This is a genomic window from Couchioplanes caeruleus (genome assembly GCF_023499255.1).
Classification (GTDB): Bacteria; Actinomycetota; Actinomycetes; order Mycobacteriales; family Micromonosporaceae; genus Actinoplanes; species Actinoplanes caeruleus_A.
Genome location: NZ_CP092183.1, coordinates 27,769 through 48,507, shown reverse-complemented (window position 1 = coordinate 48,507; position 20,739 = coordinate 27,769). Strand labels below are relative to the sequence as shown.

The 20,739-nt window shown below is 71.1% G+C and carries 17 protein-coding genes and 1 pseudogene; 12 read left to right on the top strand and 6 right to left on the bottom strand.

The window, feature by feature from the left end; translation table 11 throughout:
• Window positions 1-199 precede the first annotated feature (199 nt).
• A complete protein-coding gene (gene purD / locus COUCH_RS00250) occupies window positions 200-1,441 on the top strand; it encodes a phosphoribosylamine--glycine ligase (RefSeq protein ID WP_249610109.1) in 1,242 nt (413 codons plus the stop codon).
• Window positions 1,442-1,675: 234 nt separating this feature from the next.
• Here purD and COUCH_RS00245 read toward each other — a convergent pair whose 3' ends face one another.
• A complete protein-coding gene (locus COUCH_RS00245; RefSeq protein ID WP_249610108.1) occupies window positions 1,676-2,128 on the bottom strand; it encodes an SCP2 sterol-binding domain-containing protein in 453 nt (150 codons plus the stop codon).
• A 293-nt stretch (window positions 2,129-2,421) separates the two neighbouring features.
• Here COUCH_RS00245 and purB point away from each other — a divergent pair, with 293 nt between their 5' ends.
• The gene (purB, locus tag COUCH_RS00240; protein ID WP_249610107.1) at window positions 2,422-3,843 is read left to right on the top strand and encodes an adenylosuccinate lyase; all 1,422 of its coding nucleotides are present in this window, start codon (window positions 2,422-2,424) and stop codon (window positions 3,841-3,843) included.
• A gap of 115 nt (window positions 3,844-3,958) precedes the next feature.
• On the opposite strand, the gene COUCH_RS00235 is transcribed toward purB, so the two are convergent.
• On the bottom strand, window positions 3,959-4,642 hold the full coding sequence (locus tag COUCH_RS00235) for a S1 family peptidase (protein ID WP_249610106.1): 684 nt from the start codon (window positions 4,640-4,642) through the stop codon (window positions 3,959-3,961).
• Between the two features lie 319 nt (window positions 4,643-4,961).
• Between COUCH_RS00235 and purS the strand changes: the two genes are divergently transcribed.
• The 3 genes and pseudogenes from purS to purL all read left to right on the top strand — a co-directional run.
• Window positions 4,962-5,222: a phosphoribosylformylglycinamidine synthase subunit PurS gene (gene purS / locus COUCH_RS00230; RefSeq protein WP_199513378.1), complete on the top strand. Its 261-nt coding sequence runs from the start codon at window positions 4,962-4,964 to the stop codon at window positions 5,220-5,222.
• Complete coding sequence (purQ, locus tag COUCH_RS00225; RefSeq protein WP_249610105.1) at window positions 5,219-5,932, top strand: phosphoribosylformylglycinamidine synthase subunit PurQ; 714 nt, start codon at window positions 5,219-5,221, stop codon at window positions 5,930-5,932. Before purS ends, purQ begins: the two co-directional genes overlap by 4 nt.
• A pseudogene (gene purL, locus COUCH_RS00220) lies at window positions 5,929-8,520 on the top strand (phosphoribosylformylglycinamidine synthase subunit PurL); the annotation flags it as partial. The gene purQ and the pseudogene purL, both read left to right, overlap by 4 nt.
• An 818-nt stretch (window positions 8,521-9,338) precedes the next feature.
• Here the strand turns inward: purL and COUCH_RS38760 are convergent.
• Window positions 9,339-11,426 (bottom strand): carboxypeptidase-like regulatory domain-containing protein, encoded by a 2,088-nt coding sequence (locus COUCH_RS38760; protein ID WP_275980052.1) that lies wholly within the window; start codon window positions 11,424-11,426, stop codon window positions 9,339-9,341.
• Between the two features lie 184 nt (window positions 11,427-11,610).
• On the opposite strand from COUCH_RS38760, the gene COUCH_RS00210 reads away from it, so the two are divergent.
• The 5 genes from COUCH_RS00210 to amcA all read left to right on the top strand — a co-directional run bounded on the left by COUCH_RS00210 (window position 11,611) and on the right by amcA (window position 16,442).
• Window positions 11,611-11,973 (top strand): sterol carrier family protein, encoded by a 363-nt coding sequence (locus COUCH_RS00210; RefSeq protein ID WP_249610104.1) that lies wholly within the window; start codon window positions 11,611-11,613, stop codon window positions 11,971-11,973.
• Window positions 11,974-12,051: 78 nt separating this feature from the next.
• On the top strand, window positions 12,052-13,662 hold the full coding sequence (gene purF, locus COUCH_RS00205) for an amidophosphoribosyltransferase (RefSeq protein ID WP_249610103.1): 1,611 nt from the start codon (window positions 12,052-12,054) through the stop codon (window positions 13,660-13,662).
• Window positions 13,663-13,743: 81 nt separating this feature from the next.
• The gene (gene purM, locus COUCH_RS00200) at window positions 13,744-14,895 is read left to right on the top strand and encodes a phosphoribosylformylglycinamidine cyclo-ligase (protein WP_249610102.1); all 1,152 of its coding nucleotides are present in this window, start codon (window positions 13,744-13,746) and stop codon (window positions 14,893-14,895) included.
• A 250-nt stretch (window positions 14,896-15,145) separates the two neighbouring features.
• Window positions 15,146-16,249 (top strand): cyclophane-forming radical SAM peptide maturase AmcB, encoded by a 1,104-nt coding sequence (gene amcB / locus COUCH_RS00195; RefSeq protein WP_249613500.1) that lies wholly within the window; start codon window positions 15,146-15,148, stop codon window positions 16,247-16,249.
• Entirely contained in the window at window positions 16,218-16,442 is a 225-nt protein-coding gene (amcA, locus tag COUCH_RS00190; RefSeq protein ID WP_249610101.1) for a multiple cyclophane-containing RiPP AmcA, read from the top strand. Before amcB ends, amcA begins: the two co-directional genes overlap by 32 nt.
• A gap of 850 nt (window positions 16,443-17,292) precedes the next feature.
• Here the strand turns inward: amcA and COUCH_RS00185 are convergent.
• Window positions 17,293-17,508: a DUF3073 domain-containing protein gene (locus tag COUCH_RS00185; RefSeq protein WP_199513385.1), complete on the bottom strand. Its 216-nt coding sequence runs from the start codon at window positions 17,506-17,508 to the stop codon at window positions 17,293-17,295.
• Between the two features lie 179 nt (window positions 17,509-17,687).
• Window positions 17,688-18,770 carry a Glu/Leu/Phe/Val family dehydrogenase gene (locus COUCH_RS00180; protein ID WP_249610100.1) on the bottom strand — a complete coding sequence of 361 codons (1,083 nt, stop codon included), beginning with the start codon at window positions 18,768-18,770 and terminating at the stop codon, window positions 17,688-17,690.
• Between the two features lie 162 nt (window positions 18,771-18,932).
• Here COUCH_RS00180 and COUCH_RS00175 point away from each other — a divergent pair, with 162 nt between their 5' ends.
• Together COUCH_RS00175 and COUCH_RS00170 are read left to right on the top strand one after the other, a co-directional pair.
• On the top strand, window positions 18,933-19,772 hold the full coding sequence (locus COUCH_RS00175) for a hypothetical protein (protein WP_249610099.1): 840 nt from the start codon (window positions 18,933-18,935) through the stop codon (window positions 19,770-19,772).
• Window positions 19,773-20,075: 303 nt separating this feature from the next.
• A complete protein-coding gene (locus tag COUCH_RS00170; RefSeq protein WP_014687221.1) occupies window positions 20,076-20,285 on the top strand; it encodes a BldC family transcriptional regulator in 210 nt (69 codons plus the stop codon).
• Between the two features lie 81 nt (window positions 20,286-20,366).
• Here COUCH_RS00170 and COUCH_RS00165 read toward each other — a convergent pair whose 3' ends face one another.
• The gene (locus COUCH_RS00165; RefSeq protein WP_249610098.1) at window positions 20,367-20,738 is read right to left on the bottom strand and encodes a PPOX class F420-dependent oxidoreductase; all 372 of its coding nucleotides are present in this window, start codon (window positions 20,736-20,738) and stop codon (window positions 20,367-20,369) included.
• Window position 20,739 lies beyond the last annotated feature (1 nt).

The following is a 20,739-nucleotide window of genomic DNA, read 5'->3' as shown; positions in this document are numbered from 1 at the left end:
CGTACGCGGAGAGGCCCGGGTACTGCCGAAGTTTACGCGACGCCGTCCCAGGCCGCGGCCGGGTTGTCCACAGGTCGGACCGGTTATCCACAGGCTGTGCAGGTTATCCACAGGGCGTCATCCCGGGGTCGCGCCGCGTGCAAAGTGGACCTGTGGACGACCGTCAGCTCGATCCACGGCGGCCCGTAGGATCTGCGGCGTGCGCGTACTTCTGATCGGATCCGGTGGGCGTGAGCACGCCCTCGCCGTCGGCCTTGCCGCCGACCCCGCGGTGGAGGAGCTCATCGCGGCTCCCGGCAACCCCGGCATCGCCTCGCTGGCGACGCTGCGTGACGTGAAGGCCACGGACCCCGCGGCCGTCGCCGCGCTGGCCGTCGAGGTCGAGGCCGACCTGGTCGTGGTCGGCCCGGAGGCGCCACTGGTCGCGGGCGTCGCGGACGCCGTGCGTGGCAAGGGCATCGCCTGCTTCGGCCCGGGCGCCGCCGCCGCGCAGCTGGAAGGCTCGAAGGCGTTCGCCAAGGAGGTGATGGCGGCGGCGGGTGTGCCCACCGGCCGCGCTCACACCTGCGCGACACCCGACGAGGTGGCCGCTGCGCTCACGGAGTTCGGTCCGCCCTACGTGGTGAAGAACGACGGGCTCGCCGCCGGCAAGGGTGTCGTGGTGACCGACTCGCTCCCGGCCGCGACGCAGCACGCCGAGGATTGCGGCCGCGTGGTGATCGAGGAGTTCCTCGACGGGCCCGAGGTCTCGCTCTTCGTGGTCACCGACGGCACGGCCGCGGTCCCGCTCATGCCGGCGCAGGACTTCAAGCGTGTCGCCGACGGGGACGAGGGCCCCAACACGGGCGGCATGGGGGCGTATGCGCCGCTGCCCTGGGCGCCCGCCGACCTGGTCGAGCGGGTGATGACCGAGACGGTCGAGCCGACGCTGGCCGAGATGCGCAAGCGCGGCACCCCATTCGCCGGCCTGCTGTACGTGGGGCTCGCGCTCACCGGTGGCGGCCCGAAGGTCATCGAGTTCAACGCCCGCTTCGGCGACCCGGAGACCCAGGTCGTGCTGGCACTGCTGGCTTCGCCGCTGGGCGAACTGCTCAACGCCGCCGCCACCGGCACGCTGGCCGACTTCCCGCCCCTGCGCTGGCACGAGGGCGCGGCGGTCACGGTCGTCGTGGCCGGCCACAACTACCCGGGTACGCCCCGGACCGGCGACGTCATCGAGGGCGGCGAGCTGCCCGGAGTGATCCACGCAGGCACGGCCCGGCGCGCGGACGGCGCCCTGGTGTCCTCGGGCGGTCGGGTGCTGAGCGTGACCGCGACCGGCGCCGACCTGGCCGCTGCCCGCGCGGCGGCGTACGACCTGGTGGCGGGAGTGAAGCTGGAGGGCTCGCACCACCGCACGGACATCGCACTCGCCGCCGTCGAGGGCCGCATCAAGCTCTGAGCGCGCCGAACGCGGACTCCAGCTCCGAGCGCGCCGGGATGCGGGCTCGAAATGCGGAGCGCGCTGAGCTTGCGGGGCTCGCGCTGAGCTGCGGGGCTTCGGTGTGCGACCGGACCGGTCGCGGGCTTCGGGTGGGTGCTGAACGCGCCGGACACCGGCTCGGGCCTCGCGTTCCCGCGGGGCGGACCGAGCCGGCGTCCGGGGGTCACTCGTGCCGGAAGGCCTTGCGGTGGGTCAGCTCTTCGGGATGTCGAAGAGCTTGGCCACCTGGGCCGCCAGGCCGAGGTCGCCCTTCGCCTTGATCTTGCCGGTCATGAACATCATCATCGGGTTGCCGTCGCCGGAGACCACCTTGAGGAAGGTGAGCGGGTCCATCGTCATGGCGAGCTTGGGCTCGCGGACCGGCTGGTTGGTCACCGTGCAGGCACCGTCCTCGATCACCGTCTCGTACGTGTCCGTGGTGCCGCCCGGTCCGCCCGTGATGTTCCAGTGGATGACCGCCTGGGTGGCACCGGCCCGGTCCGCGCGGAAGAGCGTGGGCATCCGGCCGAAGACCTCGTCCAGGATCTTGCTGCGGCTGTCGGAGCCCATGACCTCGGTGATCTTCGAGTCCGGGGTGGACTTCACCAGCTGGGCGAACTCCTTCGGACCGATCGAGGCGAGCGACTCGGGGCTGAATTCAGTCATCGTGGACCTTTCGGGATGAGCGCCAGACCTACTCACGAGTAACCCTAGCGATTACCGCGTCGCCCTGCAGTCTCTCAACCGCCGTACGAGGGTTCGGAAGTGAGCCCCGTCTCACCGTCGGCGGCGCAGCGAAGACGAATCAGGCGCCACCGCAGGCAGGCTGCCGCGGGTGTCGCCGGTTCGTCGTGGCGGGGAGGGTCGCCATGCCGGGCGGCTGTGACGTACCCCGCCTGCGGCATCACCCGGCCGAGCGCCTCGGAGCCGGCAGCGATGCTCATGGAAGAATTGGCCGCGTGAGCATCCCGAACGTCCTCGCCAGCCGCTATGCCTCCGCCGACCTCGTCGCCCTGTGGTCGCCGGAGGAGAAGATCCGGATGGAGCGGCGGCTGTGGCTCGCCGTGCTGCGCGCGCAGCGGGATCTGGGGATCGCGGTTCCGGACGGGGTCGTGGAGGCGTACGAGCGGGTCGTCGACGACGTTGATCTGGCGAGCATCGCCGAGCGCGAGCGGGTCACCCGGCACGACGTGAAGGCGCGCATCGAGGAGTTCAGTGCGCTTGCCGGGCACGAGCACATCCACAAGGGCATGACCTCGCGGGACCTCACCGAGAACGTCGAGCAGCTGCAGATCCGCGCGTCGCTCGAGCTGATCCGGGGCCAAGTCGTCGCCACGCTGGCCCGGCTGACCGAGCGGGCGGCCGAGCACAGCGACCTCGTCATGACCGGGCGGTCGCACAACGTCGCCGCGCAGGCCACCACCCTCGGCAAGCGGTTCGCCAGCGCGGCCGAGGAGCTGCTGATCGCGTACGAGCGCCTCGACGACCTGATCGCCCGTTACCCGCTGCGCGGCGTGAAGGGCCCGGTGGGTACGGCCGCCGACCAGCTGGATCTGCTCGACGGCGACGCCGGCAAGCTCGCCGAGCTGGAGCGCAAGGTCGCGCAGCACCTCGGCTTCAAGCGCGTGCTCACCAGCGTGGGGCAGGTGTACCCGCGCTCGCTGGACTTCGACGTCGTGTCGGCGCTGGCGCAGGTCGTCGCTGGCCCGTCGTCGCTGGCCACCACGATCCGGCTGATGGTCGGCCAGGAGCTGGTGACCGAGGGCTTCAAGCCGGGCCAGGTCGGCTCGTCGGCGATGCCGCACAAGATGAACACCCGCTCGTCGGAACGGGTCAACGGGCTCGCGGTGATCGTCCGCGGTTACCTGTCGATGGTCGGTGAGCTGGCCGGCGACCAGTGGAACGAGGGCGACGTCTCCTGCTCTGTCGTCCGCCGGGTGGCCCTGCCGGACGCGTTCTTCGCCACCGACGGGCTGTTCCAGACGTTCCTCACCGTGCTCGACGAGTTCGGGGCGTACCCGGCGGTCATCGCCCGGGAGCTGGACCGGTTCCTGCCGTTCCTCGCCACCACGAAGATTCTCGTCGCGGCCGTGCGCAAGGGTGTCGGGCGCGAGGTGGCGCACGAGGTCATCAAGGAGCACGCGGTCGGGGTGGCGCTCGCCATGCGCGAGAAGGGCATCGCCGAGAACGACCTGTTCGACCGGCTCGCCGCGGACGGGCGGCTGCAGCTGTCGCGCGCCGAGATCGACGCGCTGGTCGCCGATCGGGCCGCATTCGTCGGGGCGGCGCCCGCTCAGGTCGAGGCCGTGGCCACGCGGGTGGCGGAGATCGTCGCCGCGCACCCGGAGGCGGCGGCTTACGCACCCGCGCCGATCCTGTAGCCACGCACGCAGAATGAAGGGGCCAGGGCCAGCGAATGCTGGGCCCCGGCCCCGGCCTCGACGGGAGTTGCGGTCAGCACCACCCACCGGGCTACGACATGAAGATCTTGATTTTCTAGACGCCCGCCACCTGCGTGATCCAGCTGCGGTTGTACGCGACGCTGCCGTAGTTCTGGATGCTCTGGCCGTCGGCGGTCGACGCGACGCCGACCTGCGCGCCGTTGTAGACCTCGGGGCCGCCGGAGTCGCCGCGCCAGGCGTTGCCGCTGATCGCGGTGCTGCGGATGGCCTGGCCGCCGTACGCGTCGGTGACGTTCGTGCTGGTCACCCGGACGGTGGCGGTCTTGAGCGTCGCGGAGGCACCGCAACCGCTGTAGCAGGTCTGACCCCAGCCGTAGATCGAGTTGGTCGAGTTGACCGGCGGGTTCGAGCTGGCCAGCGGCATGTAAGAGGTGGAGACCGAGCTGCTGAGGCGCATCAGCGCGAGGTCGTTGCGGGTCGTCGTGGAGGAGACGGTACGCGTCACGCCACCGGACGAGCGGCTCACGCTGCCCACGCGCACCGACATCGTGCCGCTGATGCAGTGCCGGGCGGTGAGGACGTAGTCGGCCGAGATGATGGTGCCGGAGCAGGTGAAGCTGCCGTTGCTGAAGACGGCCGCGACCCAGGGGGCCGAGGAGACGGTGTTCCCGCCGATGATCTGCTGGGGTCCGTCGTCGGCGGCCTGGGCGGCGGCGGGTACGGCCAGCACGCCGGTCAGGGCGGTGGCCAGAGAGACGACAGCGATGCGGATGCGCACGCCGGGCTCCTTCCGATGTCATCGATGCGGGGGAATACATCGAAGTGGTGACCGAACGTTAAAGTTCTCGCTGCCTCAGGACAAGACTTCAATTGACACCTATCACCGTGAGATGGGGTGTCGTCGCTTGCGGTGATCACCTGGTCGCGTACCGTCCGGGGCGCGTGTTCGAGATCACCGTCGAGATGCCCTGCTCAGCGCGCTGGGCGTCAGCCTGCCGACACCGGCCGATGGGTCGATCGGCGGCCGTACAGGGTAGGCTTCGCGTGCTCGCCCCTTAGAGGGCCACCCAACTGCGCGCCTACAGTCAGGAGTGCCCGTGGCTCGCGTCGTCGTCGACGTCATGCTCAAGCCGGAGATCCTCGATCCGCAGGGCCAGGCAGTCGCGAACGCACTGCCGCGGCTCGGCGTGAGCGAGGTCTCCTCCGTTCGCATCGGACGCCGCATCGAGATCGAGTTCGCCGGTGAAGCCGACCTCGAAACCGCCCGCGAGATCGCTGACAAGCTGCTCGCCAACCCCGTGATCGAGGACTTCACGCTCCGGGTCGACGAGCCCGCCGCCGCTCAGACGAGCGCGTGACCATGCGGATCGGAATCGTCACCTTCCCCGGATCCCTGGACGACGGCGACGCGGCCCGTGCCGTCCGCATCGCCGGCGGTGAAGCCGTCCGCCTCTGGCACGGCGACGAGGACATCCACGGCGTCGACGCCGTGGTCCTGCCGGGCGGTTTCTCGTACGGCGACGCGCTGCGGTGCGGCGCCATCGCCCGGTTCGCGCCGGTCATGGAGACCGTCGCCGACGCCGCCCGGGGCGGTATGCCGGTCCTCGGCATCTGCAACGGCTTCCAGATCCTCTGCGAGGCGCACCTGCTGCCCGGGGCGCTGACCCGCAACCAGCATCTGCACTTCCGCAACCGCGACCAGTACCTGCGCGTCGGCACCACGGCGACGGCCTGGACCAACGCCTTCAGCGAGGGCCAGGAGATCCTGATCCCGGTGAAGAACGGGGAGGGCTGCTTCGTCGCCGACGAGAAGACACTCGACGAGCTGGAGGGCGAGGGCCGGGTCGTCGCCCGCTACACCCGCGGCAACCCCAACGGCTCCCAGCGCGACATCGCCGCGATCACCAACGCGGCCGGCAACGTGGTCGGCATCATGCCGCACCCGGAACACGCGGTGGAGGCGCTGACCGGCCCGTCGCTCGACGGCCTCGGCTTCTTCACCTCCGCCCTGCGGCACCTGGCCGGGACGGCCGCGGGCGGGCAGCTCACAGGGGGAGCCCACCGATGACCACCCAGCCCGACACCGCGACCAGCGGCGCACCGGCGCCGAACGGGGTGCCGAACCAGCCGGCCACGCGCAGCGGGTTCGCCGCGACCGACGTGCTGGTCAACGAGTTCGGTGGGGTCGACACCGTCCAGCAGGCGTTCGACACGCCGGACGAGCTGCAGCCGCACACCGAGCTCGGGCTCAAGGACGACGAGTACGAGCGGATCCGCCAGATCCTCGGACGCCGCCCCACCGCCTCCGAGCTCGCGATGTACTCGATCATGTGGAGCGAGCACTGCTCGTACAAGTCGAGCAAGGTGCACCTGCGCCAGTTCGGCGAGAAGGCCCCGAAGAACACGCGCATGCTCGCCGGCATCGGTGAGAACGCCGGCGTGGTGCAGATCTCGGACGAGCTCGCGGTCACCTTCAAGGTCGAGTCGCACAACCACCCCAGCTACGTCGAGCCGTACCAGGGCGCGGCGACCGGCGTCGGCGGCATCGTGCGCGACATCCTCGCCATGGGCGCCCGGCCCGTCGCGGTCATGGACCCGCTGCGCTTCGGCGCCGCGGACCACCCCGACACCGCCCGCGTGCTGCCCGGCGTCGTCGCCGGCATCGGCGGGTACGGCAACTGCCTCGGCCTGCCCAACATCGGCGGCGAGATCGTCTTCGACCCGTGCTACCAGGGCAACCCGCTGGTCAACGCGCTCTCCATCGGCGTGCTGCCGGTCGAGCGCCTGCAGACCGCGAAGGCCGCCGGCGTAGGCAACGTCGTCGTGCTGCTCGGCGCCCGTACGGGCCGCGACGGCATCGGCGGCGTCTCCGTGCTCGCCTCGGCGACCTTCGACGAGGGTGCCGAGCAGCGCCGCCCGTCGGTGCAGGTCGGCGACCCGTTCATGGAGAAGCTGCTCATCGAGAGCTGCCTCGAGCTGTACGACGCCGGCCTGGTCGTCGGCATCCAGGACCTCGGCGGCGCGGGCCTGACCTGCGCGCTCACCGAGACCGCCGCCGCGGCCGGCACCGGCATGCGGGTCTGGCTGGAGCGGGTGCCGCTGCGCGAGGCCTCGATGTCGCCGACCGAGATCCTGGCCAGCGAGTCGCAGGAGCGCATGCTGCTGATCGTGGCCCCGGAGAAGCTCGACCAGGTGCTCGCGGTCGCCGAGAAGTGGGGCGTGTGGGCCACCGCCATCGGCGAGGTCACCCCCAGCGAGAACCCGGGCGTGCCCGGCCGCCTCATCATCACCTGGAACGACCACGTGGTCGTCGACGTGCCGCCCGGCTCGCTCGCCGACGACGGCCCGGTCTACGCCCGGCCGATCCGCGAGCCCGGCGACCTGATCCTGCTGCAGGCCGACCGCGCCGAGACGCTGCCGCGCCCGGTCACCGCGGACGAACTCCGCGAGACCGTGCTGCGGATGATCGCGTCGCCGAACCTCTGCGACAAGACGTGGGTCACCGAGCAGTACGACCGGTACGTGCTCGGCAACACCGTCCTGGCCCAGCCGGAGGACGCCGGCGTGCTGCGCATCGACGAGCGGACCGGCCTCGGCGTCGCCCTCTCCGTCGACGGCAACGGCCGGTACGCGCGGCTCGACCCGTACGAGGGCGCCAAGCTCGGCCTCGCGGAGGCGTACCGCAACGTCGCGGTGACCGGCGCCGAACCGGTGGCCGTCACCGACTGCCTCAACTTCGGTTCGCCGGAGGACCCGTCCGTGATGTGGCAGTTCGCCGAGGCCGTACGCGGTCTCGCCGACGGCTGCCAGCAGCTCGGCATCCCGGTCACCGGCGGCAACGTGAGCTTCTACAACCAGACGGGCGCCGCGGCGATCCACCCGACCCCGGTTATCGGCGTGCTCGGCGTGCTGCAGGACGTCGCTCGCCGCGTACCGATGGGCTTCCCGCCGCCCCCGAGCTCGGACGGCGACCTGCTGTTCCTGCTGGGCGACACCCGCTGCGAGCTCTCCGGCTCCGAGTGGGCCTGGGTCACCCACGGCCACCTCGGCGGCCGCCCGCCGGCCGTGGACCTGGCCCACGAGCAGCGGCTCGGCCGGCTCCTCGCCCAGGCGTCGGAGCGCGAGCACGTCGTGGCCGCCCATGACCTGTCCGACGGCGGTCTCTCCCAGGTTCTGGTCGAGTCCTGCCTGCGCCGTAACGTCGGCGCCCGCGTCACGCTCCCGGAGCAGGACGAGGCGACCACCCCGTTCGTCTGGCTCTTCAGCGAGTCGGCGGGACGCGTCCTGGTCGCGGTGCCCCGGGGCCACGACAAGGCGTTCGCCGCGCTGGCCGCGGAACACGGCGTTTCGTGCACCCAGATCGGCGTGACGTCGCAGGACCCGGTCCTCGACGTCCAGGGCCAGTTCGCCATCCCGCTCGACGAGCTGCGCGAGGCCTTCACCTCGACGATGCGCACCCTGTTCGGCGGCTCGGCGGAGATCGGCCCCCGCCCGGCGGCAGTCTCGCCGGTCGCGGAGCCGGCGGTGTCGACGTCGGTGGGCGGCAACACGCCTGTGCCGCCGCCTGTCCCGGCTTCGCGCGCTCCCGAGGTTGATCCTTCTCCGTCCTCGGCTTCGCCTTCGGATGTGGACGCCGCGGAGGGTGCGGGGCGGTCGGTGACGCTGGAGATCAGCGACCCGGCTGCGCCGCGGGACGATGCGACTTCGGGCCCTGCTTCGGTTTCGGGCGCTGCTTCGACTTCGGGCGGGGCTGAAGGGCTGGCGGCCGAGGGGCTGGCGGCTGAGGGGCCGGCGGCCGAGGTTGCCGAGCTGCCGACGGAGCCGTCGGAATCCGGTGCCACGGCGCACGATGCTCCGGCGGGCAAGGCTGAGGCGCCGGCCAAGGACGAGCCGGCGGCGTCGCTGCCGGGCGGACCGATCGACGCCAAGCCGGCGGAATCCCCGTCCCCCGCGACGAAGGAGTCCGACGCGACGTCGGCCTCCTCCGACGCCGAGGACGCTGGGACGGGCAGCGACAAGCCGGAGCCCAAGGCCTGACCCGATCCACGCAGCAAAGCAGTGAACGCCGCGACGAGCAGCAGCTCGCCGCGGCGTTCCGCATTCGCACGCCGTGTGTCGCGCGGAGCGCGGAACGGTGACAGCCACTGAGTAGCCCAGACCCGGACTGCCACGAGGAGCCGAAGCGTCCTGAAAGCCGGCCCACGGCAGGCCGAGAGCCCGTAGCAGCCCGAAGGTCGGCCTTACGGCAGCGTCGATGGGCCCGTAACAGCCCGAAGGCCGGTTCACAGCGGCGCCGAGAGCTGCAGCAGCCCGGAAGGTCGGCCTACGGCAGCGTCGAGAAGCCGTAGCAGCCCGAAGGCCGACCGCAGCAACGACGGCAAGTCGCAGCCCCACCCCGCGGCAGTCATCAAAAACCGGCCCCCGCCATGATCGGCGAGGGCCGGTTCAGATAGATCTACCGGGCAGCCCGGCTGTCAGTCGTCCATCCAGTCGATGGGCCGCCGCGGGCCAGGCTGCTGCGGGCCGTCCGGCTGCTGTCGTGGCGCCCCGCGCCGCCCCTGCTCGCCCCCGTACGTGCCGCCGCCGGCGCCACCTCCGGCAGCCCCGCCGCCGTAGGTTCCGCCGTACGTGCCGCCGCCGGGCTGAGCCCCGCCGCCGTAGGCCGCGCCGCCGCCGCCGTACGCGCCGCCGCCACGCTGGTCGTAGTCCTCGCCGTAGGCGCCGTCCTGGTCGGCCCCGTACGCGCCGCCACCGTATGCGCCGCCCGCAGCGCCACCGCCGTAGGTGCCGCCGCCCGGAGCACCGCCGCCCGGAGCACCGCCGCCGTAGGTGCCGCCACCCCCATAGGTGCCACCACCCCCGGCGCCGCCGCCGTACGCGCCGCCGCCGGCCGGAGGGCCGTACGCGTTGCCGCTGTCCATGCCGCCCGCGTCGTCCCAGGAGCCGTAGCCGCCCTGGTCCTCGCCGTCCTGCCCGTAGCCGCCGCCCTGGTAGCCACCGGCCTGGTACGCGCCACCCCGGCCGGGGTCGGCGTAGTCGTCGGCGCCGGGCCGGCCGCCGCCCTGGCCGTAGCCGTTGTCGTAGCCGGGCTCGCCGTAGCCGGCCGGCTCCTCGAAGCCGTTCGGGTCGGGGCGGTACATGCCGGTGGGCTCGTCGTAGCGCTGCGGGCCGCCGTTCGGGGTGTAGCCGCCGCCCTGGGCGCCGTACCCGTTGGGGTCGTCGTATCCGCCGCCGTATCCGTCGTCGTCGCCGTAGCCGGCGCTCTGGGCCGGCACCGGCGCGCCGCCGTACTGCGTCGCCGCTCCGTAGGCGCCTGCCGCGCCGGCCGCGCCCGCGGCGGCCGTCGCGCCGTAGCCACCCGGTGCGTTGTACGCGCCGTTCTGGGGAAGTGGCGCTCCGTACGGGTCCGGGAACTCGTCGACCGGGTCGACCACCGGAGTGCGGTGGATCATCGTCGGGGCGTCCGCGATGGACGGTGCGCCGGAGCGGGGCGCGATCATCGTCGCGTCGCTCGCCCGGCCGCCCATGGGTGCCGCCACCCGGGTCTCGTCCGCCGCGCCGAAGCCCCTGCCGGGCGGTACGCCGCCGCCGGGGCCGCCGCCGTCCGGATCGTCCGGGTCGCCGTTCTTGCGGCGCATGAGGACCAGCACGATCGCGCCGATGCCCGCAGCGACCAGCAGGCCGCCGAGGATGATGAACAGCAGCGAGCCGTTGCCGTCGTCCTCGCCGGACGTCTTCTTCTGGTCGAGGGCCGCGGCCGCGGTGTCTTCCTCCGTGGCGGCTTCCGTCGCCTCGTCGGTGACGTCCTCGGTCGGGGTCGCGCTGGGTGTGGCGGAGACCGACGGGGTCGCCGAGGTCGGTGCGGCCAGCAGCTTGATGGTCAGCGGGACGTTGATCGACTTGTCGGCGCTGCCCTGAACGGTGGCCGTGGTCGTGTTGTAGCCCTGCTTGGTGGCGCCCACGACGATCCGGCCCACCGCGATCGGGTCGCCCTCCGAGCCGGGGATCGAGTAGCGGCCGTCGTTGCCCGAGGTGGTGTTGTGCGCGCGGCCGGCGCTGTCCTGCAGGCCGACCGCCGCGCCGGCCACCGGGTTGCCGTCCTGGTCCCGGACCCGGCCGCTGACCTCACGGACGGTCTTGGGCTTGTCGGCGCCGCGGACCGTGATCGTCCGGTTGGCGCTGCCGGTGCCGCCGGCGGGCGCCTCACCGATCGTCGCGCTGATCTGGACGCTGATGTCGCGCTTCTGTCCAGCGTCGACATTGCCCGCGGTCAGCGTCGCGGTGAACTGCTTGCTCTGTCCGGGCTTGATCGTGTCGTCGAAGTTGCACCGGTCGCAGGTCATGCCCGGTGCGTTGATCACGACGGTGACCGTCTCCGCGGCGTCCGGCGTCGGCGGGACCCGGTTGGCGATGGTGTACGTCAGGGTGGTCTTGCCACCGGACGGGATGTCGCCTGACGACAGGCTGTTGATGGTGACCGTCGGGGGCGCCGCCGATGCAGCCGTGGGCGCCACGGCGATGATGCCGACGACCAGCGCCAGGAACGCACCGGCCTGGACCATCCGGGCTCGTAGGTGCGTTGTCACGTCCACCGCCTTCCGGTCGCACGGTCCCAAGTTGCCTTCGAGTCGGCCCCCTGAATCCCGCGACGAGTACACACCGTCGGCCACTATGCCCTGTCGGACGACGTCCGCGCGACCCAGGGCCGCCGCCTTGTGCTCTTTCGCCGAGTCGTATTGTCCCGACGTGTCTCCTGCGCACAATAAATCCGAGTCGGTGAGGGACGCGCTGGACGCGCTGGACGGCGGTGCCGAACCGGAGCGTTCCGTGCTTCGTGACGCTGTGCGAGCACTGCTGGCGGAGCTCGCGCGGACCGCGCCCGGCCGATCGGTGGAGGTCCGTATTCCACCTTTCGGTGCGATTCAGTGTGTCGCCGGTCCGCGGCACACCCGCGGCACACCGCCCAATGTGGTCGAGACCGATCCGATGACCTGGCTGCTCGTCGCAACGGGCCGGTTGAGCTGGGCCGAAGCGGTGGATTCGGGGCGCGTACGGGCCAGTGGAATACGCACTGATCTCACTCCGTACCTCCCTGTGCACCCGAGCTGAACGCCCGTTATCTCGCGTACACTGGGCCGTCGGAACAGCCCACCAACTCCGAGCAGACCAGCATGAGGGAGCAAGCGCGTGCCCCGAGGCGACGGCCGGTTGACCGACGATCTCGACCCCCAGGACCGCGGACCCCAGGATGCCTGCGGCGTCTTCGGCGTCTGGGCTCCCGAGGAAGAGGTTGCGAAACTCACCTATTTCGGCCTCTACGCACTGCAGCACCGCGGCCAGGAGGCCGCCGGCATCGCTGTCAGTGACGGCTCGGGAGTGGTGGTCTACAAGGATCTCGGCCTGGTGTCCCAGGTCTTCGACGAGCCGACGCTGGCCAGCCTGCGCGGTCACCTCGCCATCGGTCACACCCGTTACTCCACCACCGGCGGTTCCAACTGGGAGAACGCCCAGCCGACGATCCGGGCCACCACGGCCGGCACGACGATCGCCCTGGCGCACAACGGCAACCTGGTCAACACGGCCGAGCTGGCCAAGGAGGTCGCCGACCGCGGCCTCGAGGCCGACGCCGCCACCAACGACACCTCGCTCGTGACGACGCTGCTCGCCGGCCGCCCGGACCTCTCGGTCGAGGCCGCGGCCATGGAGGTGCTCCCGCGCCTGCGCGGCGCGTTCAGCTTCGTCTTCATGGACGAGAGCACGCTGTACGCCGCCCGCGACGCCCAAGGGGTACGCCCGCTGGTGCTCGGCCGGATGGAGCGCGGCTGGGCCGTGGCGAGCGAGACGGCCGCCCTCGACATCGTCGGCGCCAGCTTCGTCCGCGAGGTGGAGCCCGGCGAGATCCTCGCGATCGACGAGCACGGCCTGCGCTCGAGCCGGTTCGCGGTGCCGGAGCCCAAGGGCTGCCTCTTCGAGTACGTGTACCTTGCCCGCCCGGACACCACGATCGCCGGGCGCAACATCTACTCCGCCCGCGTCGAGGTCGGCCGCAAGCTGGCCAAGGAGCACCCCGTCGAGGCGGACCTGGTCATCGGCGTCCCGGAGTCGGGCATCCCGGCCGCGATCGGGTATGCGGAGGAGTCCGGTATCCCGTACAGCGCGGGCTTCATGAAGAACGCGTACGTGGGCCGCACCTTCATCCAGCCCTCGCAGACGATCCGTCAGCTCGGCATCCGGCTGAAGCTCAACCCGTTGCGCGAGGTCGTCCGGGGCAAGCGGATCGTGGTGATCGACGACTCGATCGTGCGCGGCAACACCCAGCGTGCCCAGATCCGCATGCTCCGTGAGGCGGGCGCGCTCGAGGTGCACGTACGCATCTCGTCGCCCCCGGTGAAGTGGCCCTGCTTCTACGGCATCGACTTCGCGACCCGTGCCGAGCTGATCGCCAACGGCCTCGAGATCGACGGCATCCGGCGCTCGATCGGCGCCGACAGCCTCGGCTACGTTTCGCTGGACGGCCTGGTCCAGGCGACCGAGCAGCCGAAGACACGGCTCTGCATGGCCTGCTTCGATGGGCAGTATCCGATCGAGCTCCCGGCCGGTCACCTGATCGGCAAGCACCTCCTCGAGAGCGTCGGCAAGCGCGCTGCGATGCCGGACGCCTCGGCGGAGGCCGCGACCGCCGCGGTGGCGGGGCTCGAGGACGAGTACGAGGATGAGCAGTACGCCGAGGGCGAGCGCGAACGGTCGCAACCGCTGGTCGGCAGCCCGGGTGGGGTCGACGCCCTGCACCGCCCTTAGGGTCGCAACGGAACCACCGCACCACGCCAGACGTCGTAACAGCGGCCCAGCCGAGCAGCACCACCATCAAAGGGGAGAACCGTGACCCACGTGTCCGAGCGCAGCAGTGCCGGATCGAACGGCGCCGAGGGTGCCGACCGCCAGCCGTGGTCGGCCGGGGCCGGCCGCAGCGGCCGCAAGCGCACGGTGACGTACGCGGACGCCGGCGTCTCGATCCACGCCGGCGAGCGCGCGGTCGAGCTGCTCAAGTCCAAGGTCAAGAAGACCACGCGGCCGGAGGTCATGGGCGACCTGGGCGGCTTCGCGGGCCTGTTCAAGCTCAACACGCAGAAGTACAAGAGCCCGATCCTCGCCTCGTCGACCGACGGCGTGGGCACCAAGCTCGTCATCGCGCAGCAGCTCGACATCCACGACACGATCGGCATCGACCTGGTCGCGATGGTGGTCGACGACCTGGTCGCCTGCGGCGCCGAGCCGCTGTTCCTGCTCGACTACATCGCCTGCGGCGAGGTCGTGCCGGACAAGGTCGCCGAGATCGGCGCCGGCATCGCGGACGGCTGCCGGTACGCCGGCTGCGCGCTGCTGGGCGGCGAGACGGCCGAGCACCCGGGCGTGCTGCGCCCCGACGAGTACGACGTCTCCGCGACCGGTGTCGGCGTGGTCGAGGAGAGCGAGATCCTCGGCGCCCACAAGGTCGAGATCGGCGACGCGGTCATCGCGATGCGCTCCTCGGGCCTGCACTCCAACGGCTACTCGCTCGTGCGCCACGTGCTGCTCGGCGCGGGCCGGATGCGGCTCGACACGGTCGTGGACGACTTCGGTAAGCAGCGCACCCTCGGCGAGGAGCTGCTCACCCCGACCAAGATCTACGCCAAGGACTGCCTCGGCCTCATCGAGGAGACCGACGTACGCGCGTTCTCGCACGTCACGGGCGGTGGCATCCCGGGCAACCTGGTCCGCATCCTCCCCGAGCACGTGGACGCCGTGGTGGACCGCTCGTCCTGGCGCCCGCAGCCGATCTTCGACCTGATCCAGGCGAAGGGCCGCATCGAGGACACCGAGATGGAAGCCACGTTCAACATGGGCGTCGGCATGTTCGCGATCGTCTCCTCGGACGACGCGGACCGCGCGATGGCGTACCTCACCGGCCGCGGCGTCGAGGCGTGGCAGGTGGGCGAGGTCATCGAGGGCACCGGCCAGGTGCAGATGGTCGGCCAGTACACCCGCGGCTGACCTCGTCGGGCGCTCACGGCCGCGCAGTGCGGCCGGGGCGTTTCGCCCGCTGACGGTTGAGGGGTCCGCTTCTGAGGATTTCTCGCGCTTCGTGTGAAATGATCCGCGTGTGTCGATGGATCGGCACGCGCGGATCTTTTCGTCATGAATGCGGCTGCGGGGCAGACTCGGGTGGACGCGGGCACATAGCCTGGCCTGAGCCGGCGACGGCGTGGACGGGGAGGTGACTGTGGGGCTCGGCTGGAGCGGTATGCGCGGCATCGCCACGGTTCCCACGTACGTCGTCATGCAACCCACCACGCTCTGCAACCTCGACTGTTCCTACTGCTACCTTCCGTTGCGGCGGGTCGACCGGAGGATGTCCGTCGACGTCGCCCGCGCCGTTGCTGCGTCTGTCGGCCCCTGGGCCCGTACCGGAAGATTCTCGGTGGTCTGGCACGGCGGCGAGCCGCTCGCCGCGGGACGGGAGCACTTCGCCGACCTGATCGCGCCCTTCGCCGAAGGCGTCGAGCACCACGTGCAGACCAACGCGACGCTGATCGACGACGCGTGGTGCGAGTTCTTCGCCGAGCACGGGATCCGGGTCAGCGTGAGCGTCGACGGCCCCGAGACGCGCAACGGCGAGCGGGTGACCAGGGGAAACAAGCCGGCGTACGACCGGATCATGCGCGGCGTCGAAGCGCTGAAACGGCACGGCATCCCGTTCTCCGCGCTGTGCGTGGTGGCGAAGCCCGAGCCGGGGCTGGCCACCGAGCTGTACGCCTACTTCCTCGAGCTGGGCTGTGACGTCCTCGGCATCAACGTCGAGGAGATGGAAGGCGTGAACACCCGGGTCAACCGGCATCCCGAGCGCGACGTGACCGCGTTCTGGGCCGAGCTGGTCAGCGCCTGGCGCCGGGACCCCCGGATCCACCTGCGCGAGGTCGAATGGTCGCTGCGCTACGCGGCGGCGGTGCTCGACGGTACGGCGGACGACGTCCTGCCCCGGCGCCTCGACCCCATCCCGACGGTGGCGCACGACGGCAGCGTGGTCCTGCTCTCGCCCGAGCTGGCCGGCTTCTCCGACCCCCGGTACGGCGACTTCAGCAGCGGCAACGTGCTGACCACCCCGCTGGCGGAGATCCTCGCGGGCGCCGCCGGCACACCCTGGATCGGCGAGTTCCTGACCGGCGTCGAAGCGTGCCGCGCGCAGTGCCCGTACTTCGGCTTCTGCGGCGGCGCGCACGCGGCCAACCGCTACTTCGAGCACGGCCGGTTCGACGTGACGACGACGGACCACTGCCGCAACAGCAAGATTCGCCTACTGGAGGGAGTGCTGGACCATGCCCGAGATCACGAGCCCACGGCCGTCTGACCGCGTGGAGACCGATCCTGTGACAGCGCGGGTGCGCGACACCCGTACGGGCCTGGCCGCCCTGATCGAGGAGGCGGAGGAGGCGCGGGAGCGGCGTGCGGAGGCGGCGGCCGGGGACGGGTCCGCGGTGTGCGCCTGGAACCACTTCGAGAACATCCCGACGTTCTACAACTGGAACAACCGGCCCCGCTGACCCCGGGATCCAGAGCCCGGACCGAGCCCGGCCGCGGTCGGGTCGGACCTGGCCGCGGGTCGCGTCCGGCCTCGCCTTGGGGCGCGTCCGGCCTGGCCTTCGGTCGCGTCGTGCCCGGCCGCGGGTCACGTCGGACCCGGTGGGCCGCGTCGGACCTGGCCGCCGGTCACGTCGGACTTGGCCGCCGGTGCAGCGGGCCCGGCCGTCGGTTGAAGCAGACCTGGCCGCCGGTTGCAGCGGACCTCGCCGGTTGAAGCGGACCTGGCCGCCGGTTGCAGCGGACCTGGCCGGTTGAAGCGGGCCCGGCCGCCGGTTGCAGCGGATCTGATCGCCGGTTTGTGGCGGCATGAGGTAGGCGGGGTTGGGTCGGCCGGTCGCGCCTGAGTGAGTCAGCGGGGCCGCGGGTCGCGGCGAGGTAAGCCCGGCCAGCGATCACAGCCGGAGCCCGAGGGTGGCCACGCGAGCGCCAACCACCGACACCGCAGGGCGAACCGCCCGGCGATTCCGCGCGGCATCGATCGCCGCGCCGGCCGGCCCGTGACGGTCCATGAAGACCTCCGGGATCGCCGCCCCCCCCGAGTCCAGGGAAGCCACGGCGCAGCCAGCCGTGTCCGAAGATGATCAGCGTACGTGGTGTACGCACAGCACCGTCCGGCGAACCGCACACCACACCGCCCGGACGGCATGACGACGCCCGGGCTGTCACCCTCGCTTCAACGGCGATGGAGGGAGCGGGACTACGAGCAGGACACGACGCCCGCGCGGTCAACCCGCGAGGGCATCATGAACTGCCGGAACGACCGCGACACACGGAAGCACGCGGGAAGCCGCGTGCTCTGTGCAATACGGGTCAGCGCCTTGAAGGCGACCAGGCGTCGTGCTCGTCGTCCAGATCATCGTCGTCTTCGTCGTCGACGAACTCGTTGTCGTCGGCGTCGAAGTGACGGTCGGACTTACCAGCACCCGCCAGTTCGCGCTGCAAGGCGGTGAGGTCGGTGTTCGGGGAGTGGTACTTCAACTCCCGGGCCACCTTTGTCTGCTTGGCCTTAGCACGGCCGCGCCCCATGGCTCGACCCCCTCGCACAGAATTCGGGGCAGCCCGAAGGCGGGCCCCGATGACGTCAGGCATCTCTCGTGGGTCTTACGGTACATGGACGATGCCGCCTTCGGCACCTCGGGTTACGTGTACCACCGTCGCGCGTCGTAGCTTGTCGTGGACTCGACGCGCGACGGCGTACAAAAGCCTCAACCCAGGTAGATGCTGCGGAGCCGTCCGACTTCGGCCATGCGCCGCTCGGCGAGGCGGTCCGCGGCCACCGCCGGCGGCACGCCCTCGTCGTCGGCGAGGCGCAGGATCTGACCCGTGGTGTCGTAGATCTTCGTGGCCCGGAGCTTGGCGCGCTCGAAGTTGAAGCCCTCGATCTCGTCGGCCACCTGGATCACGCCGCCCGCGTTGACCACGTAGTCCGGCGTGTAGAGGATGCCCCGCTCCTCCAGCAGCTTCTCGATCCCGGGGTGGGCCAGCTGGTTGTTGGCGGCACCGGTCACGATCTTGGCGCGCAGCACCGGCACCGTGTCGTCGTCGAGCGCCCCGCCCAGCGCGCAGGGGGCGTACACGTCGATGTCGCTGGTGATCAGCGCCGGGGTGTCGGAGACCAGATCGACCTGGGGATACGTCGTGCGCGCCCACTCCAGCGCGGCCGGGCTGACGTCCGTGGCGACGACCGAGGCGCCGTCCTCGATCAGGTGACCCACCAGGTACTTGCCGACCTTGCCGAGGCCAGCGACGCCCACCCGGCGGCCGGCCAGCGTCGGGCTGCCCCACGTGTGCTCGGCCGCGGCGCGCATGCCCTGGAAGACACCCCAGGCGGTCAGTACGGAGGAGTCCCCGGCGCCGCCGTGCTCGAGGCTGCGCCCGGTCACGTAGCGCGTCTCCCGGGAGATGACGTCCATGTCCGGGACGTACGTGCCGACGTCGCAGGCGGTGTAGTAGCGGCCGTGCAGCGACTCGACGAAGCGGCCGTACGCCCGCAGCAACGCCTCGGACTTGCCGGTGGCCGGATCGCCCCAGATCACCGCCTTGCCCCCGCCCAGGTCGAGCCCCGCGAGGGCGTTCTTGTACGCCATGCCGCGCGAGAGGTTCAGCACGTCGGTGAGCGCCGCGTCCTCGCTCTCGTACGGGTAGAACCGGGTCCCGCCCAGCGCCGGCCCGAGGGCCGTCGAGTAGATACTGATGATCGCCTTCAGGCCGGTGTGCCGGTCCTGGCAGAAGACGACCTGCTCGTGCCCGGCGGCGTCGATGCCGTCGCTGCTGACGAACACGCCCATGGCTGCTCTCTCCCGAGTGTGTGTGGGTACGCCCTCGTGGGGCGCCCGAGGTGGTCCGGCGGGGTTTTGCCGGACATCAGCGAGCCTAGTCGTGATCCATGCCGCCGGAATGGCAGGCGACCGGGAAGTCAACCGGCGGCCATTTCGTGAAAGGATCGCGCCGTGCCGTCACTGTTCGCGTCGTACCTGCGGGTTTACGAACCGCTGACCGCCTTCGACCGCGACCGCCAGATTTTCTGGCGCCGCTATGCCCGGGAGGGCCGGGCGCTCGGACCGGTCGAGGGTCCGGTCCGGCAGCGCACCGCGGTGCTCGAGGCGCTCGGCGCGGGGTGGACCCGCCTGCCCGACCTGCCCGACGAGGCGTACGTCATGGAGTGGGGCGACACGCTGCTGGTCTGCCCGTGGAACCTGCGGCTCCGCGTCGCCGAGGCCGCGCTGAACGCCCGCGACGGCGTGCCCAGCGTGCTCGCCGACGCCTTTGTGCCGCCGGTCCTTGCGGGCCAGGCGAAGGCGGTGGTCGACGACTGGCGCAGCGGAGCCAAGGTGCTCGAGCGTGGGGTGCCCCGGGTGCACGAGCAGATCGCCACGTGGGGTGTGCCGCTGCGCTGGTTCGTCTTCGTCGATCTGGACGAGCGGGAGATCAGCCTGACCGGCGGGCGGCGGGTGCTGCGCTACCGCACGGAGATATCCAAGGCCCGCCGGCGGGCGCATCGCGGCGTCTCGGTGCTGCGCAAGTCGCTCGGCGACGCCCCGATCACCGAGGCGGTGGAGGAGGGCACGCGGTGGCTGGAGGAGTTCCACCCGCGGTCGATCGTCGAGCTCGACTACGGCGGGCTCACCGGCATCCTCAAGGACGAGGACCTGCAGGAGGACGACTCTCCCGGGCTGGTGGCGGCCGGCCTCTCCGCGCTGTCGCGGGGGGACGCCGATGACGCCACGGAGGCGTACGAGAAGCTCGTCGCGCGGTGGCGGGCGGTGCAGTTGCTGGAGCGCTGCAACTGATCGATGATTATCATGCTGTTGAGCTGCGGAAACAGGACGAAGGGGCATGGAACGGTGCCCCGGAGGGCCCTATCGAGGTGAATACTCTTCGTAACGAGGGGTCCGCGAAGCGTGATTTTCGGTCCAAACAAGACACTTTCTGGCGTAGAAAACTCGTATAAATCGGGCATGCTTCAACCGTCTATCTAGGGACGTTCGGCCGTTCGGCCCATGTCGGACATCGGGGACTAGCCGGACCATGAGAGACGCACCGGCCGGCGGGACCCCGGCCGATGTCTTTAGGTACCTGTGGAGGAGTGACCGATGGCATCGCGTACGCACGATCCTGAGCCGCTACTAACGCCGGCCGAGGTGGCGTCGATGTTCCGTGTCGACCCGAAAACCGTCACCCGGTGGGCCAAGGCGGGCAAGCTCAGCGCAATTCGCACGCTGGGCGGGCACCGTCGCTACCGGGAGTCGGAGGTTCGCGCCCTGCTGCAGGGACAGATTCCCACGCAGCGTCAGGGCGACTGAACGGACCGCAGTCGACCGAGAGATCGATAGAGGGGCGAACGCCGGGGAAGGCGATCGCCCCTTCTTCGTCTCCGGGTGTCCTCAGGACACATGGATCGTGGTCGTGCCGTCTGCGCCACGCCGCAGCCTGCTGCCCAGCAGGACCAGGCGACCCGCGAGGCCGTACTTGCGCTTGAGGGCTTCGCGTACGCGGGCGCGATCGGCGTCGTCACCGATGCGCGCCGCCGCTTCGACCTCATCACCCTTCGGATTGCCCCGGACGTCGCACGGCGCCACGGTCACCCGCGGACTGTTGCGGATCCGCTTGAGCTTGCCCGCGTCGTTCGTGGTCCAGACCGCCAGGCCGTCCCCGTCGGGCACGGCCCACACCGGGGTCGGCACGGCCTTGCCGGTCTTGCGGAATGTCGTCAGCAGGACGTACTTCTCCGAACCGAGTTGCCCTAGCGCCGTCATG